This is a genomic window from Microcoleus sp. S36a_B3 (genome assembly GCF_036700745.1).
In the GTDB taxonomy this organism is placed as follows: Bacteria; Cyanobacteriota; Cyanobacteriia; order Cyanobacteriales; family Microcoleaceae; genus Microcoleus.
Genome location: NZ_JAUBPN010000003.1, coordinates 86,418 through 109,337 on the forward strand (window position 1 = coordinate 86,418; position 22,920 = coordinate 109,337).

Annotated in this window: 25 protein-coding genes; 5 read left to right on the plus strand and 20 right to left on the minus strand. The window is 46.2% G+C overall.

From position 1 onward, the window contains the following. Positions 1-19: 19 nt before the first annotated feature. Positions 20-1,246 carry a glycosyltransferase family 4 protein gene (locus tag QUA01_RS04270; protein ID WP_333087100.1) on the plus strand — a complete coding sequence of 409 codons (1,227 nt, stop codon included), beginning with the start codon at positions 20-22 and terminating at the stop codon, positions 1,244-1,246. A gap of 331 nt (positions 1,247-1,577) precedes the next feature. Here QUA01_RS04270 and QUA01_RS04275 read toward each other — a convergent pair whose 3' ends face one another. The 5 genes from QUA01_RS04275 to ndk form a co-directional block, all read right to left on the minus strand. Beyond that, positions 1,578-1,820: a hypothetical protein gene (locus QUA01_RS04275; protein ID WP_333087102.1), complete on the minus strand. Its 243-nt coding sequence runs from the start codon at positions 1,818-1,820 to the stop codon at positions 1,578-1,580. A gap of 55 nt (positions 1,821-1,875) precedes the next feature. Further along, on the minus strand, positions 1,876-3,555 hold the full coding sequence (locus QUA01_RS04280; protein WP_333087103.1) for a bifunctional lysylphosphatidylglycerol flippase/synthetase MprF: 1,680 nt from the start codon (positions 3,553-3,555) through the stop codon (positions 1,876-1,878). Positions 3,556-3,719: 164 nt separating this feature from the next. Beyond that, positions 3,720-3,932, minus strand: coding sequence for a hypothetical protein (locus tag QUA01_RS04285; RefSeq protein ID WP_333087104.1), 213 nt, complete (start codon positions 3,930-3,932; stop codon positions 3,720-3,722). Beyond that, positions 3,933-4,097 carry a hypothetical protein gene (locus tag QUA01_RS04290; protein ID WP_333087105.1) on the minus strand — a complete coding sequence of 55 codons (165 nt, stop codon included), beginning with the start codon at positions 4,095-4,097 and terminating at the stop codon, positions 3,933-3,935. Between the two features lie 859 nt (positions 4,098-4,956). Beyond that, the gene (gene ndk / locus QUA01_RS04295; protein WP_333087106.1) at positions 4,957-5,406 is read right to left on the minus strand and encodes a nucleoside-diphosphate kinase; all 450 of its coding nucleotides are present in this window, start codon (positions 5,404-5,406) and stop codon (positions 4,957-4,959) included. A gap of 310 nt (positions 5,407-5,716) precedes the next feature. On the opposite strand from ndk, the gene QUA01_RS04300 reads away from it, so the two are divergent. Continuing rightward, a complete protein-coding gene (locus QUA01_RS04300) occupies positions 5,717-5,917 on the plus strand; it encodes a hypothetical protein (protein WP_333087107.1) in 201 nt (66 codons plus the stop codon). An 18-nt stretch (positions 5,918-5,935) separates the two neighbouring features. Continuing rightward, positions 5,936-6,130 (plus strand): hypothetical protein, encoded by a 195-nt coding sequence (locus QUA01_RS04305; RefSeq protein ID WP_333087108.1) that lies wholly within the window; start codon positions 5,936-5,938, stop codon positions 6,128-6,130. 114 nt (positions 6,131-6,244) lie between these two features. On the opposite strand, the gene proB is transcribed toward QUA01_RS04305, so the two are convergent. From proB to QUA01_RS04350, 9 genes are all read right to left on the minus strand, one after another. Further along, positions 6,245-7,354 carry a glutamate 5-kinase gene (gene proB, locus QUA01_RS04310; protein ID WP_333087109.1) on the minus strand — a complete coding sequence of 370 codons (1,110 nt, stop codon included), beginning with the start codon at positions 7,352-7,354 and terminating at the stop codon, positions 6,245-6,247. Between the two features lie 441 nt (positions 7,355-7,795). Further along, positions 7,796-8,317, minus strand: a complete 522-nt coding sequence (locus tag QUA01_RS04315; RefSeq protein ID WP_194008478.1) for a YqeG family HAD IIIA-type phosphatase — start codon at positions 8,315-8,317, stop codon at positions 7,796-7,798. Positions 8,318-8,458: 141 nt separating this feature from the next. Further along, complete coding sequence (mltG, locus tag QUA01_RS04320) at positions 8,459-9,583, minus strand: endolytic transglycosylase MltG (protein WP_333087110.1); 1,125 nt, start codon at positions 9,581-9,583, stop codon at positions 8,459-8,461. Between the two features lie 372 nt (positions 9,584-9,955). After that, positions 9,956-10,531 (minus strand): DUF3727 domain-containing protein, encoded by a 576-nt coding sequence (locus QUA01_RS04325; RefSeq protein WP_333087112.1) that lies wholly within the window; start codon positions 10,529-10,531, stop codon positions 9,956-9,958. Between the two features lie 301 nt (positions 10,532-10,832). Further along, on the minus strand, positions 10,833-11,300 hold the full coding sequence (ruvX, locus tag QUA01_RS04330) for a Holliday junction resolvase RuvX (RefSeq protein WP_333087115.1): 468 nt from the start codon (positions 11,298-11,300) through the stop codon (positions 10,833-10,835). Positions 11,301-11,545: 245 nt separating this feature from the next. After that, positions 11,546-12,877, minus strand: a complete 1,332-nt coding sequence (locus QUA01_RS04335; RefSeq protein WP_333087117.1) for a GNAT family N-acetyltransferase — start codon at positions 12,875-12,877, stop codon at positions 11,546-11,548. A 327-nt stretch (positions 12,878-13,204) separates the two neighbouring features. Next, positions 13,205-14,386: a F420-0:Gamma-glutamyl ligase gene (locus QUA01_RS04340; protein WP_333087119.1), complete on the minus strand. Its 1,182-nt coding sequence runs from the start codon at positions 14,384-14,386 to the stop codon at positions 13,205-13,207. Positions 14,387-14,601: 215 nt separating this feature from the next. Beyond that, a complete protein-coding gene (locus QUA01_RS04345; protein ID WP_333087121.1) occupies positions 14,602-15,690 on the minus strand; it encodes a flagellar assembly protein H in 1,089 nt (362 codons plus the stop codon). Between the two features lie 313 nt (positions 15,691-16,003). Next, on the minus strand, positions 16,004-16,738 hold the full coding sequence (locus QUA01_RS04350) for an SIMPL domain-containing protein (protein WP_333087122.1): 735 nt from the start codon (positions 16,736-16,738) through the stop codon (positions 16,004-16,006). Between the two features lie 177 nt (positions 16,739-16,915). On the opposite strand from QUA01_RS04350, the gene QUA01_RS04355 reads away from it, so the two are divergent. Beyond that, positions 16,916-17,299, plus strand: a complete 384-nt coding sequence (locus tag QUA01_RS04355; protein WP_333087123.1) for a YkvA family protein — start codon at positions 16,916-16,918, stop codon at positions 17,297-17,299. 162 nt (positions 17,300-17,461) lie between these two features. On the opposite strand, the gene QUA01_RS04360 is transcribed toward QUA01_RS04355, so the two are convergent. Continuing rightward, positions 17,462-17,614, minus strand: coding sequence for a hypothetical protein (locus tag QUA01_RS04360; RefSeq protein WP_333087124.1), 153 nt, complete (start codon positions 17,612-17,614; stop codon positions 17,462-17,464). A 52-nt stretch (positions 17,615-17,666) separates the two neighbouring features. On the opposite strand from QUA01_RS04360, the gene pcrA reads away from it, so the two are divergent. Further along, complete coding sequence (pcrA, locus tag QUA01_RS04365; protein ID WP_333087125.1) at positions 17,667-20,012, plus strand: DNA helicase PcrA; 2,346 nt, start codon at positions 17,667-17,669, stop codon at positions 20,010-20,012. A gap of 178 nt (positions 20,013-20,190) precedes the next feature. On the opposite strand, the gene QUA01_RS04370 is transcribed toward pcrA, so the two are convergent. The 5 genes from QUA01_RS04370 to QUA01_RS04390 form a co-directional block, all read right to left on the minus strand. Further along, entirely contained in the window at positions 20,191-20,391 is a 201-nt protein-coding gene (locus QUA01_RS04370) for a hypothetical protein (protein WP_106146329.1), read from the minus strand. Further along, positions 20,388-20,732 carry a hypothetical protein gene (locus QUA01_RS04375; RefSeq protein WP_106146328.1) on the minus strand — a complete coding sequence of 115 codons (345 nt, stop codon included), beginning with the start codon at positions 20,730-20,732 and terminating at the stop codon, positions 20,388-20,390. The genes QUA01_RS04370 and QUA01_RS04375 overlap by 4 nt, the downstream gene beginning before the upstream one ends. Before the next feature lie 312 nt (positions 20,733-21,044). Next, on the minus strand, positions 21,045-22,325 hold the full coding sequence (locus QUA01_RS04380; RefSeq protein WP_333087127.1) for an FGGY-family carbohydrate kinase: 1,281 nt from the start codon (positions 22,323-22,325) through the stop codon (positions 21,045-21,047). 70 nt (positions 22,326-22,395) lie between these two features. Further along, the gene (locus tag QUA01_RS04385) at positions 22,396-22,605 is read right to left on the minus strand and encodes a type II toxin-antitoxin system HicB family antitoxin (protein ID WP_333087128.1); all 210 of its coding nucleotides are present in this window, start codon (positions 22,603-22,605) and stop codon (positions 22,396-22,398) included. Beyond that, the gene (locus tag QUA01_RS04390) at positions 22,605-22,859 is read right to left on the minus strand and encodes a type II toxin-antitoxin system HicA family toxin (RefSeq protein ID WP_333087129.1); all 255 of its coding nucleotides are present in this window, start codon (positions 22,857-22,859) and stop codon (positions 22,605-22,607) included. The genes QUA01_RS04385 and QUA01_RS04390 overlap by 1 nt, the downstream gene beginning before the upstream one ends. Positions 22,860-22,920 lie beyond the last annotated feature (61 nt).

The window sequence follows — 22,920 nt, forward strand, 5'->3', positions numbered from 1 at the left end:
CAAACTCTGATTTACTCGAATGCACATCGCTTGGCTAGGAAAAAAATCACCTTTTTGCGGTAACGTCACTTACTCCAGGGAAGTCACCAACGCACTGTTAGACCGGGGATACCAGGTAAGTTTCCTGCACTTTGCCCAAGAAGCCGGCCCGCTGGACAGGAACAATACAGCGTGGAGCATGGCCAATGGGAAATGGGGAGCTTCCATTGCTCAAACTTCATTTACCAATTCGCTCTCGCCGGCGAGTTGCAATGAAGTTTCTTTACCCTGTCACTACAAATCGCAAATTTATACGATTCCGACTCTCAAATCCCGCACCGTGTTGATGAAATCTTTGCGGAGGCTGAAACCCGATGTTGTTCACGCTTCCCTGACGCTTTCGCCTCTAGACTTTCTGCTGCCGGAAATTTGTCAAGAATTGAATTTGCCTTTGGTGGCGACTTTTCACCCGCCGTTCGATCGCAAATTGCGGAATTTGACATCGGGAACCCAACACCTGATGTATCAACTCTACGCTCCGTTTTTGGCTCACTACGACTCGACGATCGTCTTTTCTTACATTCAGCGGGAAATTTTGATGAAGTTGGGAGTACCGCAAGAACGGGTAGCCGTGATTCCCAACGGAGTAGACGCGACGAAGTATTCTCCTGGGCCTTCGGGGTTGAAGTCGGAGTTAAAGGCCGATCGACTTTTTGTCTACCAAGGCAGGATTGCGCCGGAGAAAAATGTCGAGGCTCTACTGAAGGCTTGGAAACAGTGTAATTTTGGGCCTGGTAACGTATTGGCCATCGTGGGCGACGGGCCCCTTGCCGCATCGCTGCAACTGTCCTACGGCGAAGAGGAGGGCATTGTGTGGCTCGGATTTGTCGCCGAGGAGGAGCGCCGGATCGAAATTCTGCGCGGTGCAGATGTATTTATTTTGCCTTCTTTGGTGGAGGGACTGTCGCTGTCGCTGCTGGAAGCGATGGCCTGCGGTTTAGCTTGTTTGGCAACGGATGCCGGTGCTGATGGCGAGGCTTTGGAGGAAGGCGCGGGGATAGTTTTGAACACTCAGCGGGTGCGGAGTCAGTTACAAACTTTGCTGCCGCTGTTTTGCGATCATCCTGAGTTTGGAATGCTGCTGGGTCAAAAAGCACGCCAGCGGGCGATCGAGCGGTACACTCTCAGTCAGAATATTACTGAGCTAGAAAAGCTGTACTCAGAGGTTTTGCAGAAGCAGCGCGTGCCGTTGCGGGGCTTGGCATAACTTAGTCATTAGTCAGTAGTCAGTAGTCATTAGTCAGTAGTCATTAGTCAGTAGTCATTAGTCAGTAGTCATTAGTCAGTAGTCAGTAGTCATATCCGTTCGATTTCTCCAGCCGAGGCAGAGCAAGAGTGATATGGGTTCCCAGGCAGAGCCTCGGAACCAGTTAAACCAGTCAACGAGGACTAACATTAAACGCCAATTGCGATCAATAAAAACAAACATCGAACTCCATAAAGAAATTCACCTGACCCAAAATCAACGGTACATTTTCAGCCCGAGTCCAATTTCCCCTAAAGCATTATTAACAGATACAAAAGAAAATCGTTCCACATTACTCATCCTCTTGGGCTTTCGATTGCTTTAAAACTCCCAGCATCGTTTGTGCAGCATCAAACGCATCATAGGGAGACCAAACATCACACACCGCCCCAGATGCGATCAAATCCTGTTCCTGACTCTGCATACATCCCATCAGCATTTGCAAGGTTACTTCCTCCACAGAAAGAGCTCGCCGCTCAGCAGACTGTAAGAGATATTGCTCCAATTCAGGTGATAGATTCAGCGTCAAATTCATAAACGGCTCCTATTTGTTGGTAATTGCTGCGTTAAAACCTTCAATCTAAAATTGCCTAACTTCCCGGACGCAAATAATCCAAAAGCCGATCGCCCGAATCGGCCCGAATCAAAGCAACCACAACATCCGGCAAACTTCCCAAACTCGGATAAACAAAATAACGCGGTTCCCAGCGCGGCCCAAACTTATCTTTAAAACTGTGCAATCCCTTAAAATTATAAAACTTGCTCAAGTGATCCGAAAGATAAATCAAAACCTTTTCCAACCGCCCGGATTTACCCTCTTCTCCGACTCCCGCCAAAGCCGACAAACCCAAATCAAATTCTGCATAGCCCAATTCTTGACAGTGCTGCAACATCGAAGCAAATAAACACTCCATCGTGCCATTTTCTACCTCGGTGCGCCGCCGCATTAAATCAACTCCGATCGCATCATTACCCACAGATATCATATTCGCAAAAGCACTAATTTTACCGTCGGGAGTGTGAATCGCTACGGCGCGCGTTTTCTGCAAATATGCCTCGTCAAACCAACCCACAGAAAACTGTTTTTCCGCACCCTGAACCATTTGCAGCCACTCGTCGCTAACAGATTTCATTTGTCGCATCAATTCCCCACTTAAAGGAGGTTCGTAAAATTCGATACGATGGCCTGCTTTTGTCAGTCGGTTAATCGCAGTTCTTAAGTTTTGATTTGCCTTGCCTTTGAGAGTAAATCTTTTGAGATTTACAATCGCTTCTTCACCAATTTGTAATACTCGAAAACCGATAGTAGAATACATTTCTAAATCGTCGGGCAAAGTTTGATAAAATGCTGGATACCAATCGTTGCGATCGCAAAATTCTTGAAACCCCAGAATTGCCTCTTTGCGGTCTTCTGCAGGCCCGATGGGGTCTCCGAGGGCGATCGCGCCTCTACCTTTGGGCACGTAGGCGATCGTACTTTTTCCCGAAGCACTAAAATAATAAGATTTATCCTCAAGCAACGCCAGTCTCGCTAGGGTTGTCCGCCCGTATTCTGCTACAACTTCCTGAGCTTTATTGCGTTCCGAAATACTTGCCGAATTTCGCAGCAGCACCGGCCGCAGCAGCATCAAAAGTGCGTAACCAAGCGTTACCGCACCGACAGCATAAATCGAATCTGCGAAAAAGTTAGCAAATCGAGTTTTCGGAACCAAACCCGCATTGTCCGCCGTAAAAAACATAGCGAAAGTCTGGTACAAAGCATCGTCCAAATTGAAATTAACTGCTCGTTCGTTAACTTCAAAACGCCCGTCCAATATGTAAAAACCAGCCGTACCGTAAGCGAGTGTAAATAACAAAGCGCCTACCAAAACGCGGATTCCTTGAGCAATTGAAGGGCGATCGGATTGAGCGGTAAATGTCTTCCGCATCACCAATAATTGCAACAGCAGCACCCCAGAAAGCAAACTTTCTTCAATATCTAATCCCTTAACTAAATGAACTACGATAGAAACGTTTAACAGTCCCACAGTCAACAACCAAGCAATCCGCTTGCGCCGCAACAAATTAGCTGCCAAAGTTAGCAACATAAACCCGATAACGGCTGCAAAAAAATGACTGCCTGCACGGACGGTAAAAGGAAAAAACGGTTCCAGCCAATTTCGGCGATCGGGTAAACTGGGAGTTACGGCAGATAGCAGGTTAATAATTCCTACTAATCCAGTTAAAAACGATGCCGTCCATAGTCCAATCCTATTTTTTCGGGATAACACTGTTCACCTTAATAATTTTAATAACATTTGCCCTAGGGATATATTATGAAAGCAATCGCCGATCGCGATTGTGATTTGTGTTCGGGGTAGGCTGGTTTTGGTAAGAAAGCCGATTTTTTTGTTTGATGAGTTTTATTTAGGTTCGTAGTTGGGTGGGGGCGGGTTTATGTAAATTGTCGGTGGGAATTAAAGATTGTTGGTGAAGTCGCCCCTACCTGGGCAATATTTTTCTTAGCTGCGACTACGACTTGGGAAATATTTTCCTTACCACCCACAGCATAACTAATATCAGCCCGCCCAATCCTAAACGGCCAAGCAAACTCCAGATAATCATCGCGGTGAAGGGATGAAGCGGGAGGGAAGAATCGGGTTGCCATTTAATGGGTGTATCCTTGATTAGGGATAGGCTGCTGAAAAGATTTGGCCGCCGCCGATCGCAGTTCCGACAAAAAAGATGATATTCTCAAGTTGGCGATCGCGCTTTTTATCATTTTATCTCGATCGCGATCTTTCTGCTCTTCTTCCTTTTGCTTGTTTGACACTCCCCAACCTAAAGGATGGGGATTCTTAATTCAGCGACTGACCTTTAAGTGTTACGTCCTTACGGCAATACTCAAACCTTTTAACCGTAGAAATCCTACTAATTAACGAGTCTGATTCGCAGCCACCCCAGAGGGTCTATCTCCACTCATGGTACTAGGATATTGACCTAGAGTTTGGGTATGCTCTACCCTACCTAACAAAAGTAAATTGTTTGTTTTTCTGGTTGTGAGACTGTATTAAGCCTCTAGCTGTATGGCGAGTTTTCGCCACTCTTTGTCCCCCGATTAACGCCTAAAAGTGTGTCTTAATCCCTGTTTCACGAGGGCGTTGCGAGTTTAACCTTGACTATTCTAGTATACCACAGACACTAGGAACTCCCTGATTTTTAGGAAGGAATTTAAGAAATTAAAGCCGTCCTAAAAGGATGGGTTTTAAACCCATTTCTCTGATAATTGTATTTGTTCGCGATCGCCCTGATGTTCCCTTTCTCCCTGTTCCCCGCTCAACTGCGCCTGTTCGATTTCCACCATCCCGCGAATTGGAGAATGGCGGTTGACAATCGCTGATTTCCGCTCGAATTTAATTCATTGGGTAGCGAGAAACCGGGTTTCTATGAGATTTTCGGTGAGACGCGATAAATCTCGAAACAAACCCGGTTTCTAGGATTTAAGTGCATCTAATTCTGTCGCTTCGTAGCGAGAAACCGGGTTTCTATGAGATTTTCCGCTGAACGCGATAAATCTCGAAATAAACCCGGTTTCTGGGATTTAGGAAGAAATTCGGTTTCTATATAAATCCGGCTTTATATTGATTAAAACTTAGAATATCTCCCGATGATTAATCGGGAGAATATCAAAACTACTCCACAATCCAAGGACTCAAGCAAGGAGTCCAACTACTCAATTCATCCGATTTGAACCAGAGACTAATTTCTTGGTTCGCAGTTTCCACAGCATCAGAACCGTGAATGATGTTGCGGCCGACATTCACAGCCAAATCGCCGCGAATAGTTCCCGGTTCCGAATTCAGAGGATTTGTAGCGCCAATGATTTTTCTCGCCGACGCCACCACGCCCTCGCCTTCCCACACCATCGCCACCATTGGCCCAGAAGTGATGAAATCTACCAGTCCCGCAAAAAACGGTCTTTCTTTGTGCACGGCGTAATGCTGTTCGGCTAGTTCGCGACTCGCCGTGATTAGCTTCATCCCTACTAGCGTGAAGCCTTTGGCTTCAAAACGACTGATAATTTCGCCGACGAGTCCGCGCTGTACGCCGTCGGGTTTAATCGCTAAAAAAGTCCGTTCCAAGATTAACTCCTATTATTTTCTTAACCAATCCAAAAGATAGAGTAGCTCACAATGTACCCAATGGCAATTCTGGGAAGAGCAAATTGTTATTTTAGACAGAAGTGTCATTGCGAGGAACGAAGTAATCGCCGAGACTAAGATTGCTTCGTTTTAATGAATTATATCGTTTTCGCTTGCATCGGAATGATTTAACCGGCGCTAGAACACAGAGTACACAGAGTCCGAGAATATATATCTGAATCATTCCGATGAAGAGAGGATTTGATATTATGGCGACTTCCGGCTGCTTTGGGGTGAAGAAATTCAAAAAATGCGATCGCTTTGTTCGGTGCTAGAACGCTATGCTTGGAAAGCTTCTCCCCTTCAGAAGTTGGTTGTAGTCGAAGTCCTGGAAGCAACTGCTACGTTTTTTTTCGAGGCGGCGCTAGCTGTGGTAATGGAGTTACAAGAAGCTACTAACAAAGAATATGTTTATTTTGAAGGAGGTTATGTGGGTTGGGAGAGTCATTAGATTGTAAATATACCTGAAATGTTGCAAATTTTGACAGAGATGGAAGTTACTTATTCCGAACGTGAAGTGGCTTTAGAGTTAGCACAAGATGTATTTGAATTATTTACTGAAGCGATGAAAGAGTTGTTCGGACACAGCAAAACAAATTCTTGCAATACTGTGCTGCAAGTATCTTCGATTTCTGCGTTCGAGCGCGCTTTTGAGTATCAATAAATCTGAGATTGTTACTGCCAATAAATCTGCAATGGGGCGGGCGGGTTTTATCTGTGTTTTGTCGCTTTTTTATGGGATGTTCCACTAAACCCGCCCCGATAATTAATGACTTAATTAAACTATTACTAAATTGTCTCGGTGTACGGCTGTTTCTACGCCTGCATAGCCTAAGATTTCTGCGATTTTATCGGACTTGCATCCCTGAATTTGTCTCATTTCTAAACTACTATAATTCACAAGTCCTCTGGCAATTTGTTTGCCTTCTCCGTCGCACAACTGCACGGAATCATCTGCTTGAAACTCTCCTTCTACTTGAGAAATTCCGGCAGCTAACAGCGATTTTCCGCCGTGGGAAATTGCTTTGACAGCACCCGCATCTAAATACAGTTTTCCTGCTGGAATTAGCACGTTGGCTATCCAGTGTTTGCGAGCGTTTACAGGGCGAGTTTGCGGCTCGAATTGAGTGCCGATCGACTCTCCGTTAAGTATTTTCTCGATATTACCAGGAAAACAGCCGTCTGTGATGACTGTCCGCACTCCCGATGCTGTGGCGATTCTGGCTGCTTCAATTTTTGTTAGCATTCCGCCGGTTCCCCAACCGCTGCGGGAATCTCCTATTTTGATCTGCAATTCTGTGAGCTGTGCCATACTTTGGACTAGGGCGATCGGCTGCGCGTCGGGATTGCTGCGCGGATCTGCAGAATACAGCCGATCGACATCTGTGAGCACGAACAACCAATCTGCTTCTACCAAACTCGCTACTAGCGCCGAAAGCGTGTCGTTATCGCCAAATTTGAGCTCGTCTACGGCTACTGTATCGTTCTCGTTGACGATCGGAATCACGCCCAACTTCAGCAGTTGCCCAAAGGTATTGCAAGCGTTAACATAACCGTTGCGCTGCACTAAATCGCCCCTCGTGAGCAATACTTGGGCGATCGGCTGTTGTAGAGTAGTAAACAAGTCATCGTACACGCGCATCAGCCGCCCTTGCCCCACGGCAGCCACAGCCTGTTTCATAGCGATATTTCGCGGGCGTTCCGTCAAACCCAAGCGCGCGCAACCCACGCCCACCGCACCGGAAGAAACCAAAACTACTCGATGGCCGCTCTGCCGCAAACCTGCTAATATTTCGACTAATGCAGCAATAGTTGAGAGAGCTAAGTTTCCGGTAGTCGATCGAGTCAGTGTCGAAGTTCCTATTTTGATAACAATAGTTTGAGTCATTTGTTATTTGTTATTAGTTATTTGTTATTTGTTGTTTGTTATGACAATCAGAGCTTTTTTATTTAATTGCGATCGAGTTCCAAACGGCCTATTCATAAACAATATTTCAGATTAATTACTAATATACCTCTCCAATAACTATTGTGGAACAGGCATCCTGCCTGTTCCAAACAGGCTTTTTATGATATGTCTAATCACTGATGATACCAAATCCGGGTAATATATGATTCGGCGGTTGAAACCGCGTCTACACAAACGATGTCGGCCTGCGCCGACTGGTTCATAAAGGGTATCCAAAACCCGAATTTGGTATGACTGCTAACTACTAACCAATTACCAATGACTAATGACAACTAACTACTGACAACTGACAACTAACTACTGACAACTGACAACTAACTACTGACAACTGACAACTAACTACTGACAACTGACTACTGACTAATCTTTAATTTTCAGAGTTGCCCCCAAAGCTTGAGAAACCCACACTTCAAAAGAGCGCACCGGATACTTACGAAGCGCGTAGCCAGCATCAATCATTGGCTCGACTAAAATAGTAAACATACCCAAACGATTGCCGGCCAAAACATCAGTAAAAAGTCGATCGCCCACCATCGCCACCTGTTCCACCGGCAAATTCATCGCCGTCACAGCTTTTCGCAACTTGCGGCGCGACGGTTTAGCAGCACCAGTAATATAAGGTAGATTCAACGACTCAGCAATTCGACCGATCCGAGTCTGACTTAAATTATTGCTCGCCAACCACAGCGATACTATCGGTTTAATTTCTTCCACCCACACGCTGAGTTCGGGAGAAGCATTCATTGCTGTCATGGGAACGAGAGTGTCGTCCACATCCAAAACTAATCCTTTAATCTGATATTCCTGAAGAATATCTGCAGTTAAATTTACGATCGAATTGCCTAAAACTAAGTCAGGCTGTAATAGTTTACCCCAAGTCATAATGATTTTAGAGTTGAGATTTTAGATTTTAGATTCAGAAATAAGAAATTGGAAGTTAAGGATTAAAAAAGTAAAAAATCTCCAGCAAGCGTTATTGCTTTTGCTTTGTTACTTTTTACTTTTGTATTAGTTTTTGCCAATCTATTGACCCGATCGCACTTTTTGGTCAACTTGAGCCACAGCAGCATTGTGTTCGGCCAGGGTGCGGCTGAAAATGTGAGTGCCGTCGTACCGAGCCATAAAATACAGATATTCCGTATTTTCAGGAGCCAGAGTAGCTTCCAAACTGGCAATTCCCGGAGACGCGATCGGAGTTGGCGGCAGCCCTACATTGATATAAGTATTGTAAGGAGAAGGCGTTTCCACCTGCTTAAAAGTCAAAGGCTTCTCCTTAGTTTGCCTGATGCCGAGGGCATATTCAACTGTAGGATCGGAGCCCAAGGGCATATTGTTTTTCAGACGGTTGTTGAACACGCCTGAAATGCGATTGCGCTCGCTCGCCACCACGGCTTCTTTTTCCACAATACTCGCCAGCGTCACCCACTCTTTCAAAGAAAACTTAGTATTGTTCTGATTTTTTTGATAGACCGGCAAAGCTAACCGCTCGAAACGATCGAGCATTTGCTTAATGACAGCTTCCGGGCTAATTGCATCGCCGTCTAGCTGATAAGTATCCGGGTACAAAAACCCTTCCAAATGAGGCAAGCCGCTGGGTAGCCAAGGGTACTGAGCGTAGGGAACTTGACTCGCTGCCGCCATAAAATCCTTAGCCGGGAAAAAACCTTGGGCTTCAAAATAAGCACTCATTTGTTGCATCGACCACCCTTCGGGAATCGTGAAACTCTGCTGTGCGACTTCGCCATTCCAAATTTTCTCAGCAACCGCACTCAGAGGCTGAGTCGCCGACAGTTGGTAAGTTCCGGCTTTAAAACCTCCGTCGCGGTTTTGCATTGTCAGCCAGCGGGCCCACATATCCCATGCTCCTGCCGATCGAATTAAGCCCGCGGCTTCCAAATCCTGCCCGATTTGTTGACTGGAAGTACCGGGGGGAATTTGGATGGAAACAGCAGCACCATCTCCCGAAGAAGTTGAGGTTTCAGCGATTTTAGGAGCGGCCGAAGCCCAGCTCCACCAAGCCCAGCCCTGCCAAGCGCAAACACCCCAAATTGCCGGCAGCAACACCAGATAAAACAACCATTTTGAAAGTTGCGGAGCAGCTTTTCGGCTCTCAGACTCGCTGCTTTTTGTCAGTTGTTCTTTGCTCATAGTGCGTTGTCCTCGATAAGCGCCAATTAATTAACGACTAATGACTAACTCTCTGCGATTGTTGACCGAAAGTCAGGGATGCAGCCTGTTCGATCCACCCAAAAACTGATATAAGCCCCCGAGTTCAGTCGTGGAGAGACTGAAATTTTAGACAAGAGTTCAACATCCCAGATTCACCTAGCTGCAAGTAAATCTAAAATCTAAAATCGACGCTCCGCAACCATATTGGCGCGGCTCAATTCAACACCCTGAGCGGACAGGGCAGAAGGCACAATCTCGAAAAAGTTCGATCGGGCAAGCAGTTAACTTCTAACCATAAGATAATCAAAAATTCTGCTTTTTGCCGTCAGGTCTTCTGCCTGCAATCAATATCTAATCAGGCTCGTCAAAAAACTGGTCTTCTAGCATCGGCAACATCGGTTCGAGCCTTTGGAACTCTTCTTCCGAGAGCAATTCCGGCTCGCCGTCATCATTGATGCGAGCCAAGATAAAGAACGGATCGAGAGGAGTATAAATGGCATATTCCTGTTCTTCGTGATAGAAGCTGGTCAGCCACATCAGTTCCTCGAAATCCGACTCTTCATCGGGATCGGTATCCGGTGCCATCTCCTCGTCGGGAAATTCTGGCAATTCGCCAACTACAGTCAGCGTCACCGCCGTGCGCCGGAGTGTCAAGTTCTGCTCTTGCAGCACAACTTGAGCAATATCAAAAATTTTGTCAATTTCGGTCTCGTCTTCTACAGGAATTGCTGCTTCGTCGCTTTCGTCTCCGTGCCAAGTAAAAATTTCTACTGGAGAGTCGATCGGAATCAGCAAAGCATATTCTTGACCTTCTAGGTTCATCGAATGCTCTATGTTGCAAGTCAGCGAGCGCCCGAATTCATCCGTCAGGGTGACGGACTCTTCGTTGGAACTGCCATTCTCTTTGCGGTTTGGGGATGAGGACATCGCGTGTATCTTAATTTTCCGTCAATTATTCAGTAATTTGTGCTTGACAATGGGGAGTTTTCGTGGCGATATTCTGGCGGCGCGGGCGATCGCCAGCCCACAAGTTTAAACTGCGAGACTCGCGGCATTTTCCACGCGGAGAGTGCAGCGTTTAAATTTCTGTCTAGTCCAGAGCGACACTGAGGACAAATCACAATTTTGTGCTGCTTCAGTACCGAAGGGTACAGCGAAATTTTCTCAAGTATGTCAACGGTTACAGGTGTGCCTAGCAAACTTGCACAACTAGGATATCACGGCTTTGTTAAAAGCTATCACGATTGGGAACAGGGGCGATATTTTGTCTTCTCATATCCAACCACCGCTGCAAAATCAGGGCTGCTGCTTTGCGATCGATCGAACCCTTATTTTGCGAAGGCGACATTCCTTGTGCTTGAATCAATTCCTCTGCCTCAACCGAAGTCAGGCGCTCATCTGCGTATTCTAGGGGGAGTTCTAAGGCCTCGGCGAGGCGGCCAGCATATTTCTGCACTTGTCGCGCTTGATTGCCCAATTCTCCGTTCATGGAGTAGGGCAAGCCTGCAACCAAAATTTTCACTCCGCGCGATCGGACGAGTTCTCGCAGACAAGCTACATCGCGATCGAAGGACGATCGCACCAGAGTAGTAATCCCCGTAGCGATTAAACCTGTGCCGTCACATCCGGCGATGCCGACTCGTTTGCTGCCGATATCTAATCCGAGGGCTGAAATCCATAATTTTTCGTTGGACATTATTATCGATTTTAGATTTTAGATTTACTGTTTTTGGGCGGATACAATTTTATTTAACGAACCGCGAAGACGCAAAGAACGCGAAGGAATAACAGAAGAAAGCAAGAAGATAATAGGCAATATTAAGTTGGCATCAATCAAAAGCAAAAGGAAATTCCTGTAAATATGACAGAAAAAAAGTAATTTGTTGAATGATTAATTCTATTCTTTTCTGCTTTCTACCTGCTACCTTCTGCTTTCAATTGTTAAGAATTGAGTTCTCCTAGCGAGCCGCCGTCTGGAGGCAATTCCGGCAAATTCAGAGGCAAAATGCTGTTGGCATCTGTTGCTGCTGATTCGGAATTTTGGCTGTTCGAGGGGTTAATTCGATCGGCTTGACCGTTTCCTGAGTCCGACAAAAACGGTTTAATCTCTGAGGACGCGGGCCCTGCTGCGGCTTCCCCAGCCATCGGGCCTAGCCAGGACATCCGACCCGGTACTGGTTTGCGAGTTGGTTGGAAGCTCTGCAACATTTCTGATAGTTGGAGTCCTTCGAGGGAGACTAACTTTGATTCGCGCAGTTTGTGCCATACCGATCGAGACATCAGCAAGCTGTGTTCCACGCGCACGGCTCCAAATTGCTCTAAATAAGCTTCGCGTTCCGGTTGATAGTCGGCGGAAGCTAGTTGCAGGCTTTGAACGGGGAAGTCTTGAACGAGTCGCGCCATCTGGGATAGCAGTTCCGGGTACAGCCAAGTGTAGGCCGGGTGTACGGTCAACTGGGCGACGTGTGGCGCTTCGCCGTTGCGGGATAGCTGCACCTGAAAATAGCCGATCGCGGCTTTCCGCTGCGGTTCAAACACGTAACCGCTGACTACTTCTGTTTTCGCCAGCCACTGTCTGGCACCTTCGACTAAAGCGCCGAAAAAACTGGTTTTGAAGTCTTGAATGTGCCGATCGAATACTTGGCGCACCAAGGGCGGCATCGATGCGGTATCGAGTTGATATAGCAATTGAGCGTCCGCGTTGCTGACCGGCAGCAGGTTGGGCAAATCTGGCGTTGAGTTTGCCATTTCTTGCAGGCGTTCTGGGGCGATCGTCCAGTAAGTCATCTGGGCCAACGGCTGAAACCCGTTCTGCCGGTACAAAGCTAGGGAAGTTGTGTCGCCGACATTCACCTCCAGCAGCCACGTCCGCGCCTCCCAGACTGCCTCAAAGCAGTACCGCAGCAGCATGGAACCAATGCCTTTGCTGCGGGCTTCTGGGTCTACTCCGATGCGATCGATCCGCCAAGTGCTGCGGGTGCGGTTGAAAGGAGAAATCTGAATGATGCCCTTAACTTTCCCCTGTTCTTCAGCAACGTGGGCCCGAAACAAAGACTGACAAGGGTTGGGAAACAAGCTAAACAGCTTTAGCAGTCCGTACCAGCGACGAATCTGCTGCAATTTTTTACCTAGTACCAAGTCGCAGCTTGCACCCTTGCGTTTTTCTGGTTGTTCGGCTGTTTCCGCGCACAGTTGTTCCATCGCCTCGATGTCGCGGTACTGAAACGGGCGAATCACAACCTGGTTTTGGTTTTGAGAGGTAAATGAAGTCATAGCACGAAAGTGGGGAATGGAAGTTTTTAAATAAAATTTCAGAAAGGGGAAAAGTTAGGGAAGTTTTGAGTTTTGAATGCGTTAATTTTGCGTTCAAAACTTAGAACCTGTTCGGGGACGCCATCGCCTACAAAGAAACCGGGTTTTTTACTCTTTCTGTGGGTTACTGCGAAGGAAACGCTTTTAAAAACCAGGTTTCTGGCAGCCCGTGGGTCCGCGAACTAAAAACTTTTGATGCTTCTCCCTTTCTCGATCGAGCGAAAATTAAAAATTTCAAATCATCTTTTTTTAATTTTTAATTTGAATTTTTAATTTTCAGTTTTAAAATCAAGATTTCTGTGGCAGAGGTCGAATCAATACGACCGGTGTTCGTTCGTCAGCATTCCCGGCGGGGTTGCTTCGCAAGGCTTGCTCTAAAAATGTTACCGATAAATCGGAGGTCGCTGCTAATATCTTAACTGCTTTCAAGTCATTAGCGTCTACGATCGCCGCCGCAAGTCCAGTTTCTCGCTGAATTTGTTCTACAACTTGCTGCGGATTGTCCGGGCCAAGCACAATAAATTGGTCGAAGGGAGGCAAAGTCCCGGTAACGTCGTCGATTAGCCTTGCTTGTTCCCCTGCTAACTGGTAAAAGACTCCCGGTTTACCCAATATTTTAGCTACAGAGCCGATCGCAAATGCTGCGACTACGCGCCAAGGCCCAACTACATCCACCAAAGTTTGCATTCCGCAAGCTGTGGCCAAACTCGACATCGGCAAGAAAAACAAGCAAACTCGCTTTGCTACCCATCCGGGTTTAACTTCGCTGGGGTGGTGGTAGCGTCCCTGCATCAAAGCTAGGGGAGTTTCTGCAAGGGCGACAATATCACCTTTCTGGGCGCGCGGCAGCACGTAGCGCTTGACAATTTCGACGGGATCGTCTAGTTCTGCCAGTATGTGGGTGCGAATCGGCAAAACTTCGGCAACTCCGACATTGCGGGCGACGGGTACGGTGTCCGAGTTGGGAAATTGCAGCGGGACTACTACGTTGCGGACTTTGGGGATGCGCCCGCCTGGGCCGTAGGTGACGAAATGTATTTGCACCCAAGCTGACTGCAATTTGGTTAAATCTTGCCCTTGAATGTCTACAGAGACTTTAATTTTGGTGTTTTGTTGGGCTTTAACAATATAGCCGAACCAGTAATCGTCCGATCGGGCTTTTGCGTCTTTGTGGCAAGGAATCACTTTTGTCTGGAAAGTCACGCCATCCAAACTTGCGTCTGACAGCAGTTTCACCTGTGCGCGCACTTCCGGCAACATCACCTCGAACCGCTGTGTCAGGTTGCGGAATTCCATTTCCCCGACTAAAAAATAGCGATTGGGTTCGTTTATGGCTAAGTGCCATTCTCCGGCTGTAAGTTCTAGTTTATTTGCACTCCCAGTCCGGCGATAGTTCAACTCTAGGCCCAATCCGCCCAATGCTAGCAGCGAACCTGCTGCTGCGATTCCTGTTGCTAAACTCTCAATCACTCAAATCACCGCCAATAATATTTTGTGTTTACTGTAGTCGATATCGGGTACTTCGAGATCCGATCCGGCAGTAATTGGAAGTTGTGGGGGTTGTTGGGGGCGGGGTTGGAGAGTGGGATGGGCGCGATCGAAATAGATTTTTCGGATGACTTGCACGGGATGGCGGGAAATTCGGGTAGACTTTATGACTGCCCGAACAAATGTTATCGCGGTTTTTATTCCAACCTTGCTCTCACTTCATCAGCCGATAACTGAGGCAATTGTTCTACAAACAATGTCAATTCATCGACAGGCATTGCTAGTAAGTTGGTAAGGGCAGCAGGCAGAATATCCTCCAATTCACTTTGGCGCATTCTCAAAACATTTTCTGCTAATAATCTCACCGCTTGTTGTCTTCCTGCTTCATCGACGGTTAGCATGGATATTGCCAGCAACAGCACTGTAAATTCCGCAGCGGGCAACTTTGATATTGGAGATAAAAAAGCTGTCATTTTCGAGTTAACTTCTCCAAATCGCACTTGCAGGAAATTCTCTAAAATTAAGCGCTGTTGTGTTTGTCTGCCTTGTTCTAATCCTTGTTCAATTCCTTGTTGTTGTGCGGCTTCTAACTGTTCTCTAAAAAGTGATGGGATCGCCATAATTAACTCCCGCTCTTCTGGCTGTAACTCTTGTTCGGTATCGGTTACTAAGTTTGACTGCAACTGATACAGCAATTCTAGCGCGATAATCCGTAACGGATCGTCGGTTGCTAAAGAGCTCAGTTCGGCGATCGCCCTTTGCTGCACTTTTCCTTTGCCTAAAATCCTCAACCACAACGTTTCGGGAGTTTCGGGCAATTGATGAATCACCACCATTGCCGATTTCAAATGCCTCGGCAAAAAATAAATGCCATCGAGCCAATCATCCGGCTTGGGTACCGCACCAAAACCCTCCAGCAGTGCTTTCGACGCTGTAGGTGTCAAAATCCACAATAAGGGCAGCTTAGCATCGTCGTAGCGAGTATTTTCTCTTCTGGCTTGCCGCTCCAATTCACCTCGCAAATCCCATAACTTACTCATACAGCTAATGACTTCGCCGACAGTTGCTGCATTGCGAAACGGTTCAAAAATTGCCGCCGTATCAGCCATTTTTCCCAACAATCCTAAAGTTGCTGAGTATTCGGGAATTACAGTGCTGGGAATGAAATAAACATCGATTTCTCGGACTTCTGCAGTAACATCATGCCCGATATTCACCGTTCCGATGGGAGACAGCAGTTCTGTCAACAAGTCTTTGGCAAAGCGATCGTGAATAAATCGCGTCATAAAAAATTGCTTTCATATTTTATGATTTAATTTTATCATGTTATATCGCTTCCGGTTGCATCGGAATCATAAAATCGAGTCAACATTTAACACTCAACCATTCAGTTTTTTTGACATCGAGTCAACAGTCAACAGTCAAAAATCATGTTTGAGTGCAACCGTAATTGGTATGACTGTCAGATATTTAAGATATTTGCTTTGACAACCAGCAGACAAACATAAAACCATCAAACACTCAGATACCCGACTTTTTCAAGAAGTCGGGTATCTAACAGATATTGCATTTTACGTTCATTTAGAATGCAGGCTGCAATCAATATCCAATTTGCAAAGTCACAGAAGCTTCAATCTGCTGTTCCCCTCCCACCACAGGCGTTGCAGCATTAGCATCAGCCTTAGCAGCAAATTGGCGGTACACGGGAGCTGGCGCGATCGCACCGTTGACTTGAATTCCCTGAATCTCGCCGCGCTTGAGGTTGAGCGCGCTCAAGACTGCATCCGCTTGCGATTGAGCGTCTTGAGTGGCTTTTTTGAGTGCTTGTTTTTGACCTTGTTCGATCGCGCTTTCGGCGGCCACAAAACTCACACCTTGAATGCGCGTTGCTCCGGCTGTCACCGCATCGTCGAGCAAAGTGCCTGCAGATTCAGTATTAATCTGAAAACTGACGGTATTAGTAGCAGTATACCCTGTCAGCCGCTGCTGGTTGTTTTCGTAGCTGTAATTCGGGCTGAGGGTAATGCCGGCAGTTTCGAGTTTTTCTACTTGGCGCGATCGCAGCAACTCTACCACAGCGGACGATCGCCTGGCCGCTTCCTGCTGCACCGCAGTCGCCGTTTTCCCCTGCACCTCAACACCCAGCCGCACTTGGGTTTTAGTTGTAGGAATCGCTTCCACACCTCGCCCGGTAACAGTCAACGTTCTGAGCCGCTGTTCTTGAGCAACCGCCGGATCTAACCTCACAAAACTCACGAAAGTTAACGTTAAACACAACGCTGTTAACAGACTGCGGAAATTATTTCTAGTACCGCGCCGCAAATTTGAATTCATAACTTTGATTATCCTCACATACAACAGATGCTATATTTTACTTTGCCACTGAAATTCCTAGATATCCGGCTTGTTACATTTTTGGCAACTAAAAAAAATATTAGTCATTGGTCATTAGTCATTGGTCATTACTCATTACTCATTACTCATTAGTTATTACTCATTAGTTATTACTATATGCAATCCTTAAAACAAGCTGCCCGCCGACTTAAAAAAGAGACTTACGCCGTTTATTTAGCCAGTACAGACCAGAGAGTACCTGGGTACGCCAGAATTTTAGCTGGCCTTACGGTGGCCTATGCTTTTAGCCCGATCGACTTAATACCCGATTTCATACCAATTCTCGGCTACTTGGACGATTTGATAATTGTACCTTTGGGAATTTGGCTGGTACTGAAGATGATTCCCCCACAGGTTTTAGCCGAGTGTCGGGAAAAAGCCGCTGCTGAAATAGAGCGAGAAAAACCGATAAATCTGGCTGCGGCTGCTATAATTATTGTTATTTGGATTGGCTTGGGAATATTAGCAGCAATTTTGCTCAAACAAATATTGAAACGTTAGAAATCCGGACCGTTGAAACCGCGGCTATAGAGACAAAACCCGCCTCCGCAGGTTGAATAATAGGCGGTGAAAATTATGTTTTACCTTATTCTCTCTTCGTCCGCGGAGGCGGATATCGTTTGACTTTCTGGGGGTTTCAACCGCCGTCGGATCTTCATGATATTATATTGTAGGGCGATCGCTCATTACCTTAAACAAACTCGGAGTAAATGAATTCATTTCATCAAACGTAAAATACGAAACCCTCAAAGGCTTGCTGTGTATCTCTTCTTCCTTCTTCCTTCTTCCTTCTTCCCTCTTCCTTCTGCTTATCACATACTAAGTATTATTTATCTCTTAAAAAAATCCAACAACTAACTATCTAGCTATGACTCAAACCACTGATTTCCTCAGCCACCTCAACCCATCTCAGCGCCAAGCAGTCGCCCATTATAACGGGCCGCTGTTAGTAGTAGCGGGCGCTGGTTCCGGCAAAACGCGAGCTCTAACTTACCGAGTTGCTAACTTAGTTCGCACCCATAGAGTTGATCCAGAAAATATTCTGGCGGTGACATTTACAAATAAAGCCGCCAGGGAGATGAAAGAAAGAATTGAGAAATTGCTGGCTACTCAGCAAGCTGAAGCGGAATATGGGAAACCTTTGGCAGATTTAGCGCCGGATGTGCAAACCAGATTGCGATCGCAAATTTACCAGAGAATTACCAAACAGATTTGGATGGGAACCTTTCACTCTCTGTGCGGCCGAATTCTCCGCTACGACATTGAGAAGTATCAAGACGAAAAAGGCCGCCAGTGGAAGAAGAATTTTTCAATTTTTGACGAGTCAGATGCTCAAAGTCTCGTCAAACAAATTGTTACCAAAGTCCTCAATTTAGACGATAAGAAATTTGACCCGCGCAAAGTCCGATATGCCATCAGCAACGCTAAAAATCAAGGTTGGTCGCCTCAAGAATTCCTCGCAGCAGAACCGGATTACCGAGGGCGGGTAATTGCGGATGTTTACAGCCGTTATCAAGATGCTTTAGCCGCCAACAATGGCTTAGATTTTGACGATTTAATTCTAGTTCCGGTTAAACTTTTACGCCAAAACGAGCAAGTTTTAAGTTATTGGCATCACAAATTCCGACATATTTTAGTTGACGAATATCAGGATACCAACCGCACTCAATACGATTTGATTCGGATGTTGGTGACAAATAACAGCGACCCGAAAGAGTTTGATAAATGGCAAAATCGCTCGATTTTTGTGGTGGGCGATGTGGATCAATCTATTTACAGTTTTCGGATGGCTGATTATACCATTTTGCTGGAATTTCAAGAGGATTTCGGCGATGGCTTGTCGGACGAAAAAACTCAGACGATGGTCAAATTAGAGGAAAATTATCGATCGCGCGAAAACATCCTGCAAGCCGCCAACCACTTGATCGAACACAATACCGAACGCATCGAGAAAGTTCTGCGCCCGACTCGCGAACCCGGAGCTCCGATTGTGGTATGGCGCGCCGACAACGAAATAGATGAAGCGCAATTTGTAGCGGGGCAAATTCAGTCCCTGAAGCGCCAAAATTCCGAATACGAACACGGCAGCAACTTTGCGATTCTCTACCGCACCAACGCCCAATCTCGCTCCTTTGAAGAAGCGTTAATGTACTTGGATATTCCCTACAATATTGTCGGCGGCCTGAAGTTTTACGATCGCAAAGAAATCAAAGATATCCTAGCATACCTGCGGACGATCGCCAATCCCGACGATAGCGTCAGCCTCAAACGCATCATCAACACTCCCCGCCGCGGCATTGGCGACACGACATTTGGTAAAATCGAAGATGCTGCAACTCAATTAGGTATTCCGCTGTGGGAAATTCTCAGCGACGAATCTTCTGTAAATACTCTCGCAGGGCGATCGGCAAAAGCTATCATTAAGTTTGCCGCCATGATTGGTAATTGGCAACAAAAACTTGAAACCACGCCCGCATCGCAAATTGTCCAAGGAATTATCGAAGATTCTGGTTACATTGACGATTTGAAAAACCAAGGAACCGAAGAAGCCGAAAATCGCATCGAAAACGTCAGAGAATTGTACAACGCAGTGCTGCAATTTGAAGAACAAAACGAAGAACCGACGCTAACATCATTCTTAGCAAAAGCATCCTTAGCATCCGATTTAGATGATTTGAAAGAAGACGATTCCCGCGTGTCGCTGATGACGCTGCACTCAGCCAAAGGGTTAGAATTCCCCGTAGTATTTTTAGTCGGAATGGAACAGGGTTTATTTCCCAATTTCCGCAGTTTAGATGACCCGAAAGCAGTTGAAGAAGAACGCCGTTTGTGCTATGTCGGCATCACTCGCGCCCAGGAATTGCTATTTCTCACCCACACTCGCGAACGCCGCCTCTGGGGAGGATACCGCGAACACTGTACGCCTTCACTATTCTTGGGCGAATTACCGACACATTTGCTAGCTGGAAGTGCGAAGAAAACTAAGACAGGCAAAACTGGTGCATCCCAGGGAAAAACTAATAATTCAGCAGCCGATTCTGGGAGTTCTCCATCAGAATGGAAAACGGGGGAACGGGTTTTTCATCATGCTTTTGGAGTTGGAGAAATTACCCACGTTTTGGGAGTGGGCGATAAAACTAATCTAGCAATTAAGTTTAAAGGTTTGGGCCGCAAAATCATCGATCCGAGGACGGCCAAGTTGCAGCGAGTGTAATATAAAAAACTCCAAAAAAACCAGGCGGTTTCAACCGCGTCTGTACAGGTAAAACCCGAGCTGAGGGGTTGAAGAATGGGCGGTAAAAATGGCGGTAAAAATTACATTGTTTTCTTGAGTCCGCAGAGGCGGACATCGTTTGACTTTCTGGCGGTTTCAACCGCCGGATTTTCTTCTATTATTCGATTACCTGAGATTCCACACGCCTGTATTTACCCGCCAAACGTTCTCGACGCTGGCGGCGGTTGTCAGCTTCAAATATAGCAATTGCTTCATCTAACTTCAAATTGAAAGCGTCAAGCTGTCGGCAGACTTCACGCATCTTTTCAACGTGTCGCTTTCTGGTTTCAGCGTCGGGGATTCTAGGTTGTTGATTCATCGTAAGTTCCAATCCATTTTGATTTCTTGAATGCTTGCTGCTGAGGCATCGACAATGGCCTCTCCGTCTTCTATCGTGCCATACAGAAAGTTTAACGTATCCGCAGTCGCAGCGGGTTGAGATTCTGCCACCTGCTGCAAAAGCCTGTACAAACGATTGTAAGAGGTTCTCAACCTTTCCTTAATATTATCCAGAGATTCTAGTTCGGGGAGTGTCGCTTCTGTCTCGCCAAACTGCTGCATGAATATATATTCTGTGGCGGTTGTTTCGTTGAGGATTTCCACTAGCCGCCGCTGCAATGTGAAAATTGTGTTCAGGATGTCATCAGGTAGCTTTGCCATTGTCCTTAATTTTTAGGGATAACAACTTAACACAATATATCAGAATGTTTGATCGTTACCAGGCAGAGCCTGGTAATGCAGATCCGGAGGCTCTGCCTCCTTTTATCTGGTAACTTACAGAAGAGAGGACTGTAGGAGGTGTTTAAGTTATTAACTTTTAGATTCTTAACACAATATAGCAGAATGTTTGCTTCCTTCTATTTGAGTTGGAATCAAGAGCGATCGCACTCCCAATTTACCACATTTAAACCTAACTAAAAGCATCCAGATTACCAGCATCCATATCGATCCGTGAGGTCGCTTTCTTCAATCCTAAAATCTCAAATCGATCGCACTTCGCATTGCTAATAACGCCGTTCCATAAGCAGCCGCAGTATGAATTGGCGTTTCAACAGGCACTTTCAAATAACGCTTTCTAATCGCACTCCAAACCGAATTTTTCGCCCCGCCGCCAGCCGTATAAACTTTGGTCAAAGGAGTTGCGCCCAATTCTTGCAATAATTGATATCCCCGCGCTTCAATCCGCGCTATGCTTTCTAGCAAACCGTGCATAAATTCCACAGAATCAGCGGGACGCGGTTCGAGCCGGGGCGCTAAATTCGGGTCATTAATTGGAAAGCGATCGCCCTTTTTCAACAATGGGTAATAATCCAGCAAACTCTCTTGTTCTGGATTAATTTGTGTGCTATAATTAGCTAATTCAGCATCAGTAAAAAAGTGTCGCAGCACCGCACCTCCGGTATTAGAAGCGCCTCCAACCAACCACAAATCGCCTAATTTATGGCTGTAAATCCCGTATCGAGAATCATCTACGCGGGTATGACTTAACAGTTTGACGGCTAAAGTAGAACCGAGAGAAGTTACTGCTTCTCCTGGTAAATTGACACCGCTTGCTAAAAATGCTGCAATGCTATCGGTTGTGCCAGCACAAACTGTACAATCGCGGGGAAATCCGAAGCGACTCCTCACTTCATCTTTAACTTCCCCCACAGGCGTGCCCGGTGCGACAACGTGCGGCAATTTAGGCGTTGCAGCGCCCGCAATTCCCTGGATCAGCCAATCGGGATAGCACAAAGTATCAACATCGAAACCGAGTTTTAAAGCATTGTGATAGTCGCTAATTCCTAATTTTCCGTGCAGCAAAAATGCCAGCCAATCAGCTTGATGCAGGAAATAAAGCGGGCTGGTAAAGCCTCGAAAGTCTTGCAACCACAGGAGTTTGGCCAGACTGGATGTTGCGCTTAATACTGTGTGGTTATCCGGCGCGATCGCCCGCAACGTCTCTGTAACGGCTGCACCGCGCGCATCATTGTATAAAATGGGTTCGCATACTGGTATACCGTCGGTATTGCACAGCATGACAGTGGAGGATGTGCCGTCAATGGCGATCGCCCTTACCTGATTGCGGATTGTTGGGGGAATTTGCTCGATCGAATCCCACAGCGCATTTTGCCACACCGAGGGCAATTCAGTCTGTTGTTGCCCGTTGTTAGCAAAAGTATATTCAGTCTCGCAATGGATTGTACCCTGGGAGTCTATGACAGTCGATCGAGCGCCCGTCGTGCCGAAATCTATTCCCAAATAAAGATTCATTTCTAGCAGTTGACAGTTGACAGTTGACAGTTGTTGTAGGGTGTGTCAGCGAGAAACCGGGTTTCTGAGATTATCGTGCTTCTACATAGTCACAAAGCGTAGTTGGTTGGGGAATCGGTAAACCTTCCTCTCGCAATCCTTCTAAGTGAAATTCGATCGCTTCTTTAATTTGCTGCTGTATTTCTGCAAGGGTTGCGCCTGTAGCTGCACATCCGGGTAAATCGGGTGCGTAAGCTGAATAGTTATTCGGTGTTTTTTCAATGACAATGGCATAACGCATTAGTTGAGATCCTCATCTTGATGATTTGTTTCGACTTCGTTAGGTTCTTGTTGCTCTTTGACTTCTCTCAAGAGAGCTTGTTTGAGAATATTATTGAATGTACCCGGAGCCAAATCGTCAGAGAGTTTACCGGGAACTGTAACTAAACCGGATTTGGTAGGATGTTTGTACTGGCGGTGACTCCCTCGTGTTCTAGCGAGATACCAACCGTCTGCCTCTAGTTGTTTAATGATATCTCTGACTTTTGTTGGCATTTATTATTAACGTAAGTAGCAGGTATTGAAATGACAAAAAGCCGATAACTTCGTAAAAAAA

Coding starts and splice junctions, on each gene's coding strand:
- QUA01_RS04380 (WP_333087127.1), bottom strand. CDS start 22,325: ATGAATCTTTATTTGGGAATAGATTTCGGCACGACGGGCGCTCGATCG.
- QUA01_RS04305 (WP_333087108.1), top strand. CDS start 5,936: ATGTTGCAAATTTTGACAGAGATGGAAGTTACTTATTCCGAACGTGAA.
- QUA01_RS04390 (WP_333087129.1), bottom strand. CDS start 22,859: ATGCCAACAAAAGTCAGAGATATCATTAAACAACTAGAGGCAGACGGT.
- QUA01_RS04325 (WP_333087112.1), bottom strand. CDS start 10,531: ATGTCCTCATCCCCAAACCGCAAAGAGAATGGCAGTTCCAACGAAGAG.
- mltG (WP_333087110.1), bottom strand. CDS start 9,583: ATGAGCAAAGAACAACTGACAAAAAGCAGCGAGTCTGAGAGCCGAAAA.
- QUA01_RS04335 (WP_333087117.1), bottom strand. CDS start 12,877: ATGACTTCATTTACCTCTCAAAACCAAAACCAGGTTGTGATTCGCCCG.
- QUA01_RS04370 (WP_106146329.1), bottom strand. CDS start 20,391: ATGAATCAACAACCTAGAATCCCCGACGCTGAAACCAGAAAGCGACAC.
- QUA01_RS04345 (WP_333087121.1), bottom strand. CDS start 15,690: ATGACGCGATTTATTCACGATCGCTTTGCCAAAGACTTGTTGACAGAA.
- proB (WP_333087109.1), bottom strand. CDS start 7,354: ATGACTCAAACTATTGTTATCAAAATAGGAACTTCGACACTGACTCGA.
- QUA01_RS04300 (WP_333087107.1), top strand. CDS start 5,717: ATGCGATCGCTTTGTTCGGTGCTAGAACGCTATGCTTGGAAAGCTTCT.
- QUA01_RS04285 (WP_333087104.1), bottom strand. CDS start 3,932: ATGGCAACCCGATTCTTCCCTCCCGCTTCATCCCTTCACCGCGATGAT.
- pcrA (WP_333087125.1), top strand. CDS start 17,667: ATGACTCAAACCACTGATTTCCTCAGCCACCTCAACCCATCTCAGCGC.
- QUA01_RS04275 (WP_333087102.1), bottom strand. CDS start 1,820: ATGAATTTGACGCTGAATCTATCACCTGAATTGGAGCAATATCTCTTA.
- QUA01_RS04375 (WP_106146328.1), bottom strand. CDS start 20,732: ATGGCAAAGCTACCTGATGACATCCTGAACACAATTTTCACATTGCAG.
- QUA01_RS04385 (WP_333087128.1), bottom strand. CDS start 22,605: ATGCGTTATGCCATTGTCATTGAAAAAACACCGAATAACTATTCAGCT.
- QUA01_RS04315 (WP_194008478.1), bottom strand. CDS start 8,317: ATGACTTGGGGTAAACTATTACAGCCTGACTTAGTTTTAGGCAATTCG.
- ruvX (WP_333087115.1), bottom strand. CDS start 11,300: ATGTCCAACGAAAAATTATGGATTTCAGCCCTCGGATTAGATATCGGC.
- QUA01_RS04350 (WP_333087122.1), bottom strand. CDS start 16,738: ATGAATTCAAATTTGCGGCGCGGTACTAGAAATAATTTCCGCAGTCTG.
- QUA01_RS04355 (WP_333087123.1), top strand. CDS start 16,916: ATGCAATCCTTAAAACAAGCTGCCCGCCGACTTAAAAAAGAGACTTAC.
- QUA01_RS04270 (WP_333087100.1), top strand. CDS start 20: ATGCACATCGCTTGGCTAGGAAAAAAATCACCTTTTTGCGGTAACGTC.